Here is a 14404-nt window from a genome sequence, read left to right on the forward strand (position 1 = left end):
GTGTTTTACACCAGCAACATACTGTGCGCCTAGAAATTGAATATTCATGGCACCGACACGGTCGTCATTGGACTGGTACCCGCAGTTTGAACATTGATAGGCATGCAATTGGTGCTTGCGATTCGTTTTCTTGATCTCACCGCAGTGAGGACAGCGCTGACTGGTATAAGCCGCACTAACACTAATGACCGCAGCACCTGCTTGAATAGCTTTGTAAGTTAACAGCTGTTCCAGCTGGTAAAATGCCCAAGAGATTTTTTCATAGCGTTTATCTTTGACCGTCTTTTCCGTGGCAAACCGAACATTGACCAGATCTTCTAGAACAAACAAGGTATTCGGCCCATACTTCGCAACAAGTGTCTTAGACAGCTGATGGTTGATATCAGTCATCCAGCGGTTCTCTCTATTGCCAATTTGACGGATACGGCGTTTGGAATTTCTGGTATTGTGTTTTTGCAGACTAGTTCGCAGTGCTTTGTAGTGGCGCCGTTTACGATTAATGGCTTGACCATTGAAAAACGTTGTTTTTCCCTGGTCATCATAAGTGGTGACTAATTGCCGGATCCCCCGATCAAGCCCCACAACGTGTTGCATATCAGTGCGAGTCAATTCAGGGAATTCTTTATTGACTGCAATGTGTAAAAACCAATTGGTCCCAGACTTAATTAACTTCGCACCACCAAACTCCCAGGTGCCATCCAGATACTGTTCAAAACCACTTTTTAACACAAAACGAGCTTTCACCCGACCTTGAAGTGTATTGATGGACAACTTTTCACCATCTGCGACGAAAGACCAATCCCGATTACGGACTAAATCAGCTTGTGGCCGCTGAAAATAGACCGGCTTCCAAAGCCAGTGCAGATCTCTGGGGACTTTCAGATAAATTTCTTTGCCTTTTTTATCTTTCTTACCGGTGGCATAGGCCATGGGTTTGCGCCGCAGTTGCGTCTGGACAGTTTTATAACGGGCAACCGTCGTTTTGATCGTGGAAATAGCCAACTGTGATTTCAAGCCAAAGCATTGCCGCAAGTCTTGATAAAGCTTTTTCTGAATTTTGATAGCACTCAACTCAAAATTGTTGTTAAAAATGTACTCAGCAACATGGTTGCAGGCTGAGCGATATTGTTCACTGGTTTCCTGGAATTTGGCAGCATCAGTAGCGTTATCTAGTTTGAGTTTAGCTTTGACCGTTAGACTTAACAGCATTTTAATCACCCCTTCCTCTTATAGTTATTATAACTTATATAACAACCGCAAAGAAAGAATCGTGCTCAAAATAGGCACATATTTATAAATTGTTTGAGTTCTTCAAACTCGATCGGAATTCCTCACGGAATTGAAATCCCATGTTTTTTCCCCGATATTTTCACGAATATTATGATTCTGGGTCTGGCATCAACGAACAATTTGATGTTAAATCTGATCCTATCCAAGTTCCAATTTTGGCCTATCATAATTTTACGGATAACACTTTAACAGTTAGTGACTATACCATGCTTTTTGACGAGTTCACAAAACAGTTAGATTGGCTAACACAGCTGGGCTATACCATCATTACAATGGCTCAAGCGTATGAAATTCTTAAAACTAATCAAAATAGTATTGGAAAAGTTGCTGTATTAACGTTCGATGATGGTTATACAAGTTGGCGTCAGGTTGATTCAATTTTAACTGAACGTAAATTGTCAGGGATGTTTTTCTGGGCTGGTGATAATCTTCAGGCTAATTCCGATATTGCTACGCAGTTAGTTGCGGATGGTTTTGAAACTGGGAATCATACTGCACATCATAAGGCAATGGGGGATGGCCAATATTGGCCTCAGTGGGCTGCTTGGAACAACAATAAAGATGCCATAAGTAATCTGAATACAGAAATTAATTTTTGTGCTTACCCATTTGGCAGCCATAATTATCTATCACCAATGGTTTGCAAAAACAATGATTATTTGGCATGCTTGAATTTTGATAATAAGGTCGCAACCGCCTTTTCTTCAGATTTTGATAGATTTACGCTAGGCCGTTTAGAGATGATTTCAGGACAGCACGATGATTCAATTGATACCTTTGCAAACTATTTACAAAATGGTGACGTTCAATATTAAAGCGAAAAGGGGTTATCCAGCAATGGAGAACCCCTTTTTTACGGAAATTAGCAATAGTAATTATTCAAAACAGATCAGAATTTCGAAATTTAAGAGCATTAAGCATAAACTTGATTGTTAACATAATAAGCTGGAATCCATTGATTAGAACCAAGATCGAACCAAAGACCAGAATCGTCTGAGTAGTAATAGCGGGTAATATGCCATCCGCTATTTGGTGCTACCCATTGTACTGGCGTCTTGTAATCATGTGTTGCCCAAAGTGCAACTGGGGTTTCGCTACTAACGGTTGCTTCGATTTTGGCAAAAGCGGTGCTGTCTTCTGGTTTACTTATAGGCTGGCTGACCACTTCCCCAACTGGTAAAAGAAAGGCTTGCATATTTGTCAACCAAAGATTGGGGCCTACTTCAAAGGCCTGTTCCGAAGGATAAATGACATTTTCCCAGGGTGCTGGATAATAGGGTTGGACTTTTATTGTATTCGTCACTTTCCAGGCGGAAAGTCCAGGAACATAGCTATCTGTTGGTGAAAACAGATAGACAGGATAGTCTTTGTCAGTATAAGGATAACTCAAAAAAGCACTGTCTCGAAAGGGAATCGCCACAGAATCAGCTTGAACTGGTTTAGCAGTGGTCAATGTTAGACCTAAACCAAGAGCAGCAAGAAAACCTAATAGAAATTTCTTCATTTTGGTATACCTCCCAATTATTAAATCTGAACTAAGTATAGCAGACCCAAGCTACAACTTGTTGCGCCGGAAGAAATGTAATTGGAATTTAATATGTAGTCTGTAAGCTACTAGTTGCTGAAACCTTTAACCTCGATTGGGCGAATTAGTGTCGTCAGATAGCTTAGTTTTTGCGCGAATGTATTTCTCTAAATACGGCGCTAACATTTTTCTAAAGTTATCTGTATTTTTGATAATTGCCATGTTTTCTGGACTCTTGTCAATGATAGTTAACATATAAGGTTGACGAAAAATGGCCTTTCGCTGCTTGGCTCGACTTAATAGGAAGTAGACTTCATCGGTTTCCAGCATGAGTTCGTAATTATTTTCGGCTGGTTTGGTTAATATTTGCTTTTTAGCCTGATTAAAAGCTGTCCCAAACTTTCTGTTTTCTGGCGCTAATTGATCGACATCAATGGATTTTGGTTCTGTGAGAAAGTAAAAGTTCTCTGGGTCAAAGTGTACTTTCAGAAAAATATGACGCATCTTACGCATTAATATATGACCATAAAGAAACCAGGCAGCCAACGTAAGTGGCACGGCGAAAATTCCTGTATAGATATTTGCGCTCAGTGATTGATTTGGTGAGGTTAGAAAGATCCAAATCCAGAAAATAAAAACGATACTAACCAACAGTATTTGAAGGTGCAAAATATTTGGGAACTTGTAATTATTGATTAGATCATTAACAATGCGTTTCTGTTTTTCAGCGTTCATATATGTTTTTAGCATCAAAAAATCCTTTCAGGTGTGTTTTGAGACGTAGCGATAGTGCTCTAAAACCGGTGCCAGCAAGGCCAATAAATGGCGGGTACTCTGGATTAAAGCCATATTCTCCGGGGTTTTATCGATAACCGTAACTGCATAAGTTCTAATAAATCGGCCCGCGCGATTGTTGTAACGGCTGAGGAAGATATAAACATCATCTGTTTCCAGCAGTACCTCATAATTATGATAGAGAGGGTGGATCAAGGTATATTTGCTGAAAGCATTAAATACCTCGGCGTAATCCTGTTTATCAGCATCAGATGTGGTGGTATCAAGGGGCTTCGGTGCCGTAAAGGGGTAATAGCTAATTGGATCGAAGGGCATCTTCAAAAATGCTTGCCTCAGGCCCTTTTTCAAATGGTTATCCAAATAAAGCCAACTTCCTGTAGCTACCACAATGATAATCAGGATTGTGATGACGGACGGCCAAGACCAATGATGCTGAAAAATTTTGAAACTGCCCAAAGATAAAATTAAAACAAGGCTAGCCGTAATCAACAACTTGGTGTTGGCAATCACAGGAAATCGATAATTTGTAACGATAATATTGACAATACTAGCCCATTTTTTGGGATTCATTTTAGTTTCGAGATACATAGTCCACTCTTTTCTGAAATATATTCAGGTTTCAGTATAGCAGAATCGGTGGGGTAGTATAGCAGCTGTAATGAGGGTTTCATATTCGGCATTGCCCGGCAGCTAATTTTCAAAGCACTTGTAAGTGTCCGTTTATAAGTCGATATCCTCTAATTTTTTCCGTTAAAGTGGTATAAATGATGTAAGTATATCGCAAATCGATCGATAGGGGGTTATCGTGATGGCTGACAGTCGGCGGAAAAGTCTTTCAATAATTATTGCCTTAGGCATGTTTTCGTTTCTCACATCGTTATCAGGTTCCAGTACTAATTTAGCAATACCAAAAATTGCGATTTCATTAAACATTTCAAGTAGTATGGCCACTTGGATCGTTCAAATCGGGTTAATTACCACGGCCATTTTATTGGTGATGTTTGGCCATATTGGCGATATTTTATCTAAAAATGTGGTCTTCTTAGCGGGCGGCATCGCCTTTGTGGTGGGCTCAGGGATTACCGGGTTCGCCCCAAATTTTGTAATTATTTTATTTGGCCGGGTGATTCAGGCCATTGGGGCGGCGATGATCATGGCTAATTCCATGGGTATCGTCACGGAGTACTTCCCTGATGCCAAACGGGCCGAGGCCTTGGCCATGATTTCCATGTTCATTTCCGTCGGGTCGATTTCCGGTCCCGGGATAGGGGGGTTCATTATTTCCGTGGCCAGTTGGCGATGGATTTATTTGATCAATATTCCCTTGGGGGCTTTGGTCCTTTGGCTGGGCTTCAAATTTTTACCCATCCCCAAAGAATCCTGGGCCCACGTCAAAGAAGTTACTAAAGGGGCGAATTGGACCGGCCAGAATCTGTTCACTGTGGGGATCATTTTATTCTTCTTGAGTGGTTCTTTCTTTCAAAGCGGTCGGGGTCAATTATGGATCGGTTTGCTCTTCTTCGTGGTAGGCGGGGGGTTAACCATCTATTCCTTTGTGCAAGATGACAAATCCAACATGCCTTGGATCGCGCCGGAGGTGTTGAAGAATCGGGGGTTCATGACCTCGATATTTGCGTTGATGTTAGTGATGCTGGTGAATTCCATCTCCAACATTTTACTGCCCTTTTACCTGCAAAGTTACAACGGTATGAGTCCCTTCGAAAGTGGGCTGGTCATCATGTTGCAATCCGTGATGATGTTGATCACCACACCTTTTGCCGGTGTCTTGGCGGATAAAATCAATCGTCAGCTTATGACTGTGATTGGGTTGGTGATTTTGATGGTGTCTCAAGTGGGTTATGCTTTCTTCCCAGCGGATTTGAATATGGTGAAAATCATTATTCCAATTGTGCTAAACGGCATGGGGATGGCCATCTTCCTGTCGCCGAATAATGCTTTGACCATGGGGATGGTGGATAAAAAGTTGGCCGGGATCGCGGGATCCTTTAACTCTTTTGCCCGGACGTTGGGGATGACCATTGGTATCAGTTTTGCCTCTTCGGCGTTATTCTTCCAGCTACCTGGGGTGACGCAAATCACGCCGGGTTTGGGGCATAAATTCGTCCAGGCCTTTTACAACGTCTTTTGGATCGCCACGGCTATTTCGGCCATTGCCCTGATCGTGGTCTTGATCCGCTATATCAATTCTAGAAAAGAACCAGTGAAGAAAACGACTGCTAAAGCCGCTGAATAAAATGATAAAAAAGCTTATTTCGTTTTGCGGGCCGCCAGCTGGCAGCTTTGAAATGAAATAGGCTTTTTAAGTTAGTTGCTGACAAAATTGTTAACGGAATCCTGGGCTAAACTGTGTTGTAAGGCGCGAAAATTATGAGTACTGATTAAAATGGTTTCGTCTTGAACCAAAAGTAAGACAGCTTCTACAAAAAAGTTAGTTTGGCGACGGTAGAATAGACGCTGGCCAATAGGATCTAACCGGAGATTTTGAAAATCCAAACCCACCGAGTCAAATAACCAGTGTATAATGAGAGGGTTCTGTAAAATAGCCTCAAAGTCATGAACCATTTCTACATCGTTGTGCCATAAGACTTCAGGCGCAATCTCATACCCAGCACCGGGTTGCTTGTAATAAGGGCCCATGAAATAGGCTGAGCGCAGTCCGGGATGGTTTTTGATTTGTTGGTCCAGTTGTAATAGTTTCGAGTAGCTTATTTTCCGCATGGGGACCACCCGCTTTCTAAACTTGTTATTAATATTAGGCTATTTCAGCAAAGTTTATTATATAAGTGAAGTGGCTGGCATACCTGTCATTAATTCAAAATAATTTTTAAACTTATGAAAGTTATAAACAAATATGCAGCAAAGTAGAGGTTAATTAATTTGGCAAAACAAAAATATTATGCCGTGGCCCGGGGCCGGCAAGTGGGGGTCTTCACCGATTGGCCCACCACTGAAAAATTAGTCCGGGGTTATACCGGAGCGCGATACAAAAGTTTTCTAGACAAGGCCAGTGCAGAAGCCTTCGTCAAAGATCCCAGCAACACCACCCCTAGGGCCCACCATCAAAGCAAAACCAAAACCAATACCAATACCCCAGTGGACCTAAAGGCCGCTAAAGCTATTTTCTATACCGATGGGGGTTCCCGGAACACCGGCAATGTCGCCGGCGGGCATGTGAAAAGCAATGATAAAGCCGCTTGGGCCTATTTGATCAAATATCGAGGTCAAGAACTGGCCGATTCAGCTGGCGAATTCGGCGCCACCAATAACCGCATGGAGATAACGGCGTTACGCAATGCGTTACAGCGACTGTTGGATTTGGGCTTAGCCCAGGAATTACTGGTGGGTGTTTTGGACTCAAAATATGTGCTAGACAGCATCAACCTGGGCTGGCTCGCCGGTTGGCAGCGCCGGGGCTTTAAAAAAGCCGATGGCACAACCCCGCAAAATGTGGCGTTATGGCAAGACATGGCAGCTCTTTTGCCCCAGTTTAAAAACCTCAAACTCATCTGGACCAAGGGCCATGCGGATAACAGCGGCAACGTTTATGTGGACCAGTTGTTAAATCAAACCATGGATAATATGTAACTAAAAGGCCGCCCCGTCATTTGCTGACGGGGCGGCCTTTAGTTTACCCGAAAATACTATGGAAGAAGTTAACCACGTTATCCCAGATTTTCTGGAAGAAATTGCGGTTCTCCTGGGTATTAAATTTATTAAAGATATTTTTGGCATCGGCGACGATGCTATCGGATAATTTTTGGGCCTGGGCTTTAAAGTTCGATGAATTCAAAGCACCGGAATCCCGGACTTTCACCAAAAGATTGATGATTTGCTGTTTTTGATTATTATTGATCACGTTTTGGATATTATTTTTAGTCAGTTGATTGTTGACGATGGTGGTGATTTGACCCACAGAAACGTTGGTGCCGGCTTTGGCCATATCGCTTTTAGCACCCGTAACGGCGTTATTCAGCTGGGCATCAGAGTAGCCATCCTTGCCTTTATTGGCCTGGTTGATATCGCTCAAAGTACCTAATTCATCTTGGGCGGCATTGATTTGTTGTTGATTCAACCCATTGCCGCTTTGATCAAAGGCGGCGTAAACCCCAGCCAGGGCGCCGGATCCATCGATAGGCACCGCCGATGTAACGTAGATGTTCGCATCGGAAACGCCAGCGGTGAGGGCCGCATTTTTGTATTGATCGGCGGTGATGGTGGTGATGTTGTTTTTCCCATTGTAATTGAGAATGGTTACATTGATGCCCGAACCGCTACTGGTTTTTTCCACCGCAGCACTGGACCAAACGCTGGAGCCGTTGCTAAAAGAGCTTCCGGAGGGATTCAAATATTTCACTAAAGTGGCGCCGGTGACTGTAATGGTCTTGTAATTGCTAGTGTCATTGAGATTTTTCGTCAGCGTGCTAATAGTGCCTTGCTGCTGATCTTGGGTCAAGGTGGTGCCTAAGGTAACCACGGGCTGGTCTAAAGCCGCGGCCTGAGCCGGCTTTGGCGTGAGCCAAAGCCCAATACCCAAAGCGGCCAACAAGGCTAGGCCATATTTAAGTGGTTTGGAGAGCTTTTTTTTGAACATATGAAATTATTCCTTTCTGAAGTGCAATCAGACTTTGATACTAGAATAACAGATACCTATGTCCAAATTAAGCCATTGTGGCCAAAATCGGCTCAGTCTTAAGCAGGATTTTTTGGCAAGTGCTAGGTTGATGAAAAGTTATCAATTTCACAATCTATGAAAACGATTAGGAAATCAGCTTAGATATTAAAGACGTATGTGCTTACAGTTAGAACGTGATGAGATGGCGCTAAGTATTGGTGATTCCCGGTAAAATAACGATTGTGTACAATCTATATGATAAATTTTTCTTACTTTTTTAAGATTATCTTATTGACTTCTCATTGATAATGTCATAACTTTAGTATAGTAATTGAGAATAGTTTTCAATTAAAAATTTTAGCAAATTGCATCATATAGATGGAGATGAGGCTATGATACCACTAACAGAAGGTCAAATTGGCATGGTTTATTCTGTGACCAATAATCCCAAACTTCAAGATAAAGATCAACATCTCAGGGACCTAGGGTTCGTTACAGGTGCTGAGTTGCACGTTATTTCATCTTCCAAGGATGCCATGATCGTTATGGTTCGTGGTAGCCGCGTTGCTTTAAATAAAGATACTGCCGCTTTAGTTTACATAGAGCCCATGCGTGAGGGATCTCGCGCTGACTGGGAATCCCTGGATAAGCTAGCTGTTGGGGGTACCGGTCGAGTCGGCGCCATTTTGGGTAAGGGCGCCATCAAACGTCGCTTAATGGATATGGGTATTACTAGAGGAGTTTCTGTACTTGTGCGTAAAGTAGCCCCTTTAGGTGATCCAATTCAGGTCAATATTCGTGGTTATGAACTCAGTTTACGCAAGTCAGAAGCACAGTTGGTTTTAGTTGAGGAGGACACCCATGACTAATATGGAATTTGCCCTAGCTGGTAATCCCAATAGTGGGAAAACCACCGCATTTAATGCGCTAACCGGTGCCAGTCAATATGTTGGGAACTGGCCTGGTGTCACCGTCGAGAAAAAAGGCGGCTACTTAAAAAAAGACAAGAGTATTGTCTTGCAAGATCTGCCCGGGATTTATTCCTTGGCACCTTATACCCCTGAAGAAATCGTGGCTCGGGATTATCTGATTGATGCCCATCCCAATGCCATTTTAGATATTGTTGATGCGACTAACGTGGAACGCAACCTTTATTTAAGTGTTCAACTCATGGAAACCGGCATCCCGATTGTGGTTGCCATGAACATGATGGATGTGGTCGCTAGACAAAATAAACAATTTAACTTAGATAAGATGGCCTACGCCTTGGGTGCCCCAGTCGTGGGTATTTGTGCCCTAAAGGGGCAAGGCTTAAAAGAAGCCGTGGCTAAAACGGTACAAGCTGCCAATGCGGAAGAAGACACTGACCGTTATCCTCGGTATGATGCCCGTTTTGAAGCCGCCATCAGTGAAATTGAAGATATTATCTGTCCGTTAGTCCCAAGAGATCGCAAGCGTTGGTTTGCTATCAAATTATTTGAACGGGATATTAAAGTCAGCGAACAAGTTAATTTAACCGCTGATCAACGCCAAGATGTGGAAGACATCATTGCCACAGCTGAAAAGATTTTCAATGATGACAGCGAAAGTATCGTCATTAATGAACGTTATGCGTTGGTTACACGCATTGTAAATTTAGCCGTAGTCAAGAAGAATGATTTCTCCTTGAGTGCCAGTGATAAAATCGACCGAGTTGTCACCAACCGTTTCTTGGCGTTGCCAATTTTTGCCATCGTCATGTGGCTGGTGTATTATCTCTCCATTCAAACTGTCGGCACACTGGGGACGGATTGGGTCAACGATGTCTTGTTTGGCCAATTGATTCCAAATACCATTACGCCGTTACTGGCCAGCTGGCATGTGGCCGCTTGGATGCAAGGCCTGTTATTAAACGGGGTCATTGGCGGGTTAGGGTCAGTAATTGGCTTCTTACCGCAATTGATCGTGTTATTTATCTGTTTGGGTATTTTGGAAGATTGTGGGTACATGGCCCGGATCGCCTTTGTCATGGATCGCTTATTCCGTAAATTCGGTTTATCTGGCAAATCCTTCATTCCCATGTTAGTTGCTACAGGCTGTGGCGTACCCGGTATCATGGCCAGCCGGACTATTGAAAACGAAAAGGATCGGCACATGACCATCATGATCACCACGTTCATGCCCTGTTCTGCCAAATTAACTATCATTGCCTTAGTGGCTGGGGCCTTCTTCCCAACTAGTTCTTGGGTAGCACCATCAGCTTACTTCGTAGGTATCGGGGCCATTGTGGGCTCTGGTATCTTCTTGAAGAAAACCAAGTTGTTTGCCGGCGATCCAGCCCCATTCATCATGGAATTGCCAACTTATCACATTCCTCAATTCATGAACGTTAGTCGGCAAGTGCTGGAACGTAGCAAATCCTTTATCAAAAAGGCGGGGACGATCATCTTCGCCAGCTGTGTCTTGGTTTGGGTATTATCAAATTTCAACTTCACTTTCCAAATGGTTTCTGAACAAAATAGTATGTTAGCCATTATGGGCAGCTTTATTGCCCCAATCTTTGTGCCATTAGGCTGGGGTAACTGGCGGGCGACTGTCGCTGCCATTACTGGCTTAGTTGCCAAAGAAAATGTTGTTGGGACTTTTGGGGTATTATTCAGCCGGTCGCAAAACTTAGCTGAAAATGGCCGTCAAATTTGGCCGTTATTACGGCAAGCCTTCACACCAGCAGCTGGGTATTCTTTCTTGATCTTCAACTTGTTATGTGCCCCTTGTTTTGCTGCTATTGGCGCTATGCGTCGGGAGTTCGGCACCGCTAAGTGGACCATGACGGCTGTGGGTTATCAATGCTCCCTGGCTTATGTGATCAGCTTTATCATTTATCAATTAGCCCATTGGAGCCTTGAAGGTGGCGGCTTTACCGTTGCTACCGGCGTGGCGCTAGCAGTCTTAGCTGTTGTCATTTATGGCTTAGTTTATAAACCAAAACGGGTCAGTGCACCCGAAAGTCTATCTACTGCCCAACTGTAATCTAAGGGGGAAACACTATGCTTGCAACAATTGTATTTGCAGTGTTGATCTTTGGCGCCGTTGGCTACGTCATTTGGTCACGTTATCTCAAAAAGGATCGCAAACCCGTGTGTGATGGCTGTCATGACGCCGGTTGTCCTTTGGTTGATGTTAAAGAACATAAAGAAACACAAGCCTAACGTTGCCGCAATGGCGCCGTGATGGCCATAAAAAGACGCGCTGCAATTTTGCAGCGCGTCTTATTTTTTAGTTTTTAAAAGTTTCCGCGGCCCCAATGGCCTGGTGCCAGCCGCTAATCAGGCGACTGCGGGTCTGGGCATCGGTGGTGGGGGTGAAAACCTGACCCCCGGTATTCAGCTGGCGCAACTGGGCAAAGTCTTGATAATAGCCGGTGTTTAAGCCGGCGATAAAGGCCGCACCCAAGGCGGTTGTTTCTTGGCTTTGGGAGCGTTGTACGGGAATATGGGTGATATCCGCGGCAAACTGCAGCAAGTAATCACTCTTGGAGGCCCCACCGTCCACGCGAATCTGGGCCAGGGGTAAGTTGGTATCCTGGGCCATGGTGGTGAGGATGTCTTCGGTTTGGTAGGCAATGGATTGAATGGCGGCTTTGACCAAGTCATCCCGCCCAGATCCCCGGGTCAACCCTAAAAAGGCCCCTCGCACGTCGGGATCCCAATAAGGGGCGGCCAAACCGTTGAAGGCCGGCACGAAGTATAACTCATCGGCACTGGTGGCCGTTTTGGCAGCCACTTCAGCGTCTTGGAAGCTATCCAAGAAGTGCAGCTGGTCCACGAACCAATCCACTGCGTCCCCAGCGGTCAAAATACCCCCCTCTAAGACGTAATTGGTGACCCCCTTGAAACTATACCCCACACTGGTCAAAAGGTTGTTCATGGACAAGCTAGGGGTGGTACCGGCGTTCATGACGATGAACCCGCCCGTACCATAGGTTGCCTTCACCATACCTAGATCAAAGGCAGTTTGGCCAAATAAGGCCGCTTGTTGGCTGCCGATCATAGCCGCAATGGGAATACCTTGGGCTAGGACCTGATGACTGCTGGTGGTGCCCACAATTTGATCATTGGCCACCGCTTTAGGCAACATCTGTAACGGGATATTGAATAGACGCAACAGTTCTTCGTCCCATTGCAAGGTGTTGATGTTAAACAACAGGGTCCGGCTGGCATTGGTGTAATCCGTGGTGAAGATTTCCCCGTCACTTAATTGCCAAGCCAGCCAAGTATTCACTGTGCCAAACAGCAATTCTCCCTGTTCGGCACGCTGTTGGCCATCGGGGATATGATCTAAAATAAAGCGGATCTTGCTGCCGGAAAAAATGGGGTCCAGGCGCAAGCCGGTTTTTTGCCGGATCAGCTGACGATCCGCGGTTTGAGCTAGTTTGGTAACGATGGCTTTCGATTGGGTGGAGCGCCAACCAATGGCGTTATAAACTGGCTGGCCAGTGGTCTTATCCCAAATAATGGTGGTTTCCCGTTGGTTGGCAATGGCCAAAGCTTCAATTTGGTCCGCTTCAATGTGGGCACCGATCAAAGCATCGGCAATCACTGTTTGTACCGTATCAAAGAGTAAAACGGGATCTTGTTCCACCCAACCAGGTTGGGGCGTGATGGCCGGCAAGTCTTTTATTTCCCGGGCAATAATTTCCCCCTGATGATTAAAGACGATACCCCGGATGGATTTTGTGCCGGCATCAACGGTTAAAATGTATTTATCAGACATATTTATCCTGCTTTCTAAAACGTATACAAATATAATCAAGTGTGATCATATCCGGTCTATAACACTACTTCATATTTAGACCGTTAAGCTACATTTGTAGTCGATTTCGTAAACGCCGATATTCCCCCGCCTGAACAAGTCAGTTGGGACAGTGACCGACTGGAGAATCATCAATGAACGGTTGCCCGTTCCGGCGGAAGCCCCGCCGCATACGCAATTAAATTTTGAACTGCGTTCTCATCACGATTCATGACCATGTCACATTCGTAACAGCGGTAAGTGTCATGATCATGGTAGATGCTATCGCCTTGAAGGGTCATCTTGCCACCATAACTGTCGGCGGTTTTAATGAAGCCGCAGTTTGAACAGCGCTGGGTGGACGGAAAGAAACGGTCCGCGATCACCACATGCTGATGCTGCCAAGCAGCTTTGTACTCGATCGCCGTGCGCAGGCGGCGAAAGAGACTGCGCTGCAGGTTTTTGACCTTGTTTTTGGCCATTTTCATGCCGCGAACGTTGAGGTCCTCTAAGCAGAGGACAGCATAAGCTTGGGTGATTTGCTGGCTGAACTTATGGATCAGATCATCCTGTAAAGCATTAATCTTTTGATAAGTCCGGTTCAGCTTTGCCTGGGTCCGTTGGTAGTTCTTGGACCGAAAATGTCTGGGATTATCCCGCCGTTTCCGGGCTAAACGTTTTTGATAAACTTTGACTCGTTGATGCAGCACTGCCATCCGTGGCGTGAAGGTGTTGACTTCGCCATCATTCCAATTAATACGCCCCACGTTAAGATCGATGCCAGCTATATCCCAACTTTCGTAAAAAGCTGGTTGTGGCGTATCCACAACTGAAACAGCGATACTGGCGTAGAACTTGTTACCGCGCTTGGTTATCGTCACGGTTTTGATCGTGCCAGAAAAGCGTAAAATTTCGGCTAGTTTGATGTCGGTGAAGTGATGCTTAGTCCCATGAGGCCGATCCAGTGTCAGGAATTTCCCATTAACCGTTGCCCGGTCCGTTGTGAAACTCTGTTTTGGATCTCGCTTACTGTGAAATTTGGGCTTGCGGGCATCTGGCATGTTGGGATTGAAGAAGTTTTGCCAGGCTTGATGCAAACGATGAATAGCGGTTTGGAGCACGCGGGCGGACCGCTGATACTGCCAGTCAGCTTTGTTCTGCACTAACTCGTTGCGCACACTGCGCTCGCTGGGCCGTATTTTCTTATCATCCATAACAAGAGACGCTTCATACATGTCATTCCAAGTCGTTAAGCCCTGGTTCCAACAGAAGCGGTTGTAGTCCGTCAGTTCAGTGATGACCGCGATCATTTCGGTATTGGGATAGCATCTGATTTTGTGAGTTTTGACTGGCATTCGATCCACCTCCTATACTCTATAGGATACCGTATC

General features: G+C 44.7%; 14 protein-coding genes. 6 read left to right on the plus strand and 8 right to left on the minus strand.

The genetic code is table 11. The features are described from left to right. Window positions 1-1209, minus strand: a 1209-nt coding sequence (locus tag FC83_RS10665) for an RNA-guided endonuclease TnpB family protein (RefSeq protein ID WP_057002762.1), incomplete at its 3' end; no start/stop codon positions are given. Window positions 1210-1349: 140 nt separating this feature from the next. Here FC83_RS10665 and FC83_RS10670 point away from each other — a divergent pair. Next, window positions 1350-2105, plus strand: a complete 756-nt coding sequence (locus FC83_RS10670) for a polysaccharide deacetylase family protein (protein ID WP_035451810.1) — start codon at window positions 1350-1352, stop codon at window positions 2103-2105. A gap of 98 nt (window positions 2106-2203) precedes the next feature. Here FC83_RS10670 and FC83_RS10675 read toward each other — a convergent pair whose 3' ends face one another. The 3 genes from FC83_RS10675 to FC83_RS10685 all read right to left on the minus strand — a co-directional run bounded on the left by FC83_RS10675 (window position 2204) and on the right by FC83_RS10685 (window position 4198). Continuing rightward, entirely contained in the window at window positions 2204-2794 is a 591-nt protein-coding gene (locus FC83_RS10675) for a hypothetical protein (protein ID WP_035451809.1), read from the minus strand. A 126-nt stretch (window positions 2795-2920) separates the two neighbouring features. Then, window positions 2921-3565 carry a hypothetical protein gene (locus tag FC83_RS10680; protein WP_035451808.1) on the minus strand — a complete coding sequence of 215 codons (645 nt, stop codon included), beginning with the start codon at window positions 3563-3565 and terminating at the stop codon, window positions 2921-2923. A 12-nt stretch (window positions 3566-3577) separates the two neighbouring features. Then, the gene (locus FC83_RS10685) at window positions 3578-4198 is read right to left on the minus strand and encodes a hypothetical protein (protein ID WP_035451807.1); all 621 of its coding nucleotides are present in this window, start codon (window positions 4196-4198) and stop codon (window positions 3578-3580) included. 220 nt (window positions 4199-4418) lie between these two features. On the opposite strand from FC83_RS10685, the gene FC83_RS10690 reads away from it, so the two are divergent. After that, complete coding sequence (locus FC83_RS10690; protein WP_035451806.1) at window positions 4419-5864, plus strand: MFS transporter; 1446 nt, start codon at window positions 4419-4421, stop codon at window positions 5862-5864. Between the two features lie 71 nt (window positions 5865-5935). Here the strand turns inward: FC83_RS10690 and FC83_RS10695 are convergent, their stop codons facing one another. Further along, window positions 5936-6349 (minus strand): hypothetical protein, encoded by a 414-nt coding sequence (locus tag FC83_RS10695; protein WP_035451805.1) that lies wholly within the window; start codon window positions 6347-6349, stop codon window positions 5936-5938. Window positions 6350-6508: 159 nt separating this feature from the next. On the opposite strand from FC83_RS10695, the gene FC83_RS10700 reads away from it, so the two are divergent. Then, window positions 6509-7216 (plus strand): ribonuclease H family protein, encoded by a 708-nt coding sequence (locus FC83_RS10700; protein WP_057002763.1) that lies wholly within the window; start codon window positions 6509-6511, stop codon window positions 7214-7216. Window positions 7217-7259: 43 nt separating this feature from the next. Here FC83_RS10700 and FC83_RS10705 read toward each other — a convergent pair whose 3' ends face one another. Next, window positions 7260-8222: a DUF1002 domain-containing protein gene (locus FC83_RS10705; RefSeq protein WP_057002764.1), complete on the minus strand. Its 963-nt coding sequence runs from the start codon at window positions 8220-8222 to the stop codon at window positions 7260-7262. Window positions 8223-8635: 413 nt separating this feature from the next. Between FC83_RS10705 and FC83_RS10710 the strand changes: the two genes are divergently transcribed. From FC83_RS10710 to FC83_RS17090, 3 genes are read left to right on the plus strand one after another with little or no spacing between them, the layout of a single operon-like run. After that, window positions 8636-9112, plus strand: coding sequence for a FeoA family protein (locus FC83_RS10710; RefSeq protein ID WP_035451804.1), 477 nt, complete (start codon window positions 8636-8638; stop codon window positions 9110-9112). Continuing rightward, window positions 9105-11252 (plus strand): ferrous iron transport protein B, encoded by a 2148-nt coding sequence (feoB, locus tag FC83_RS10715; protein ID WP_057002765.1) that lies wholly within the window; start codon window positions 9105-9107, stop codon window positions 11250-11252. Before FC83_RS10710 ends, feoB begins: the two co-directional genes overlap by 8 nt. Window positions 11253-11269: 17 nt before the next feature. After that, a complete protein-coding gene (locus tag FC83_RS17090; RefSeq protein WP_152537702.1) occupies window positions 11270-11431 on the plus strand; it encodes a FeoB-associated Cys-rich membrane protein in 162 nt (53 codons plus the stop codon). 67 nt (window positions 11432-11498) lie between these two features. Here the strand turns inward: FC83_RS17090 and FC83_RS10720 are convergent, their stop codons facing one another. Further along, window positions 11499-12995 carry an FGGY family carbohydrate kinase gene (locus FC83_RS10720; protein ID WP_057002766.1) on the minus strand — a complete coding sequence of 499 codons (1497 nt, stop codon included), beginning with the start codon at window positions 12993-12995 and terminating at the stop codon, window positions 11499-11501. Between the two features lie 170 nt (window positions 12996-13165). Next, entirely contained in the window at window positions 13166-14368 is a 1203-nt protein-coding gene (locus FC83_RS10725) for an RNA-guided endonuclease InsQ/TnpB family protein (RefSeq protein ID WP_052004532.1), read from the minus strand. Window positions 14369-14404: the final 36 nt, after the last annotated feature.

Origin of the sequence: Agrilactobacillus composti DSM 18527 = JCM 14202 (genome assembly GCF_001436375.1) — a bacterium.
Taxonomy (GTDB): domain Bacteria; phylum Bacillota; class Bacilli; order Lactobacillales; family Lactobacillaceae; genus Agrilactobacillus; species Agrilactobacillus composti.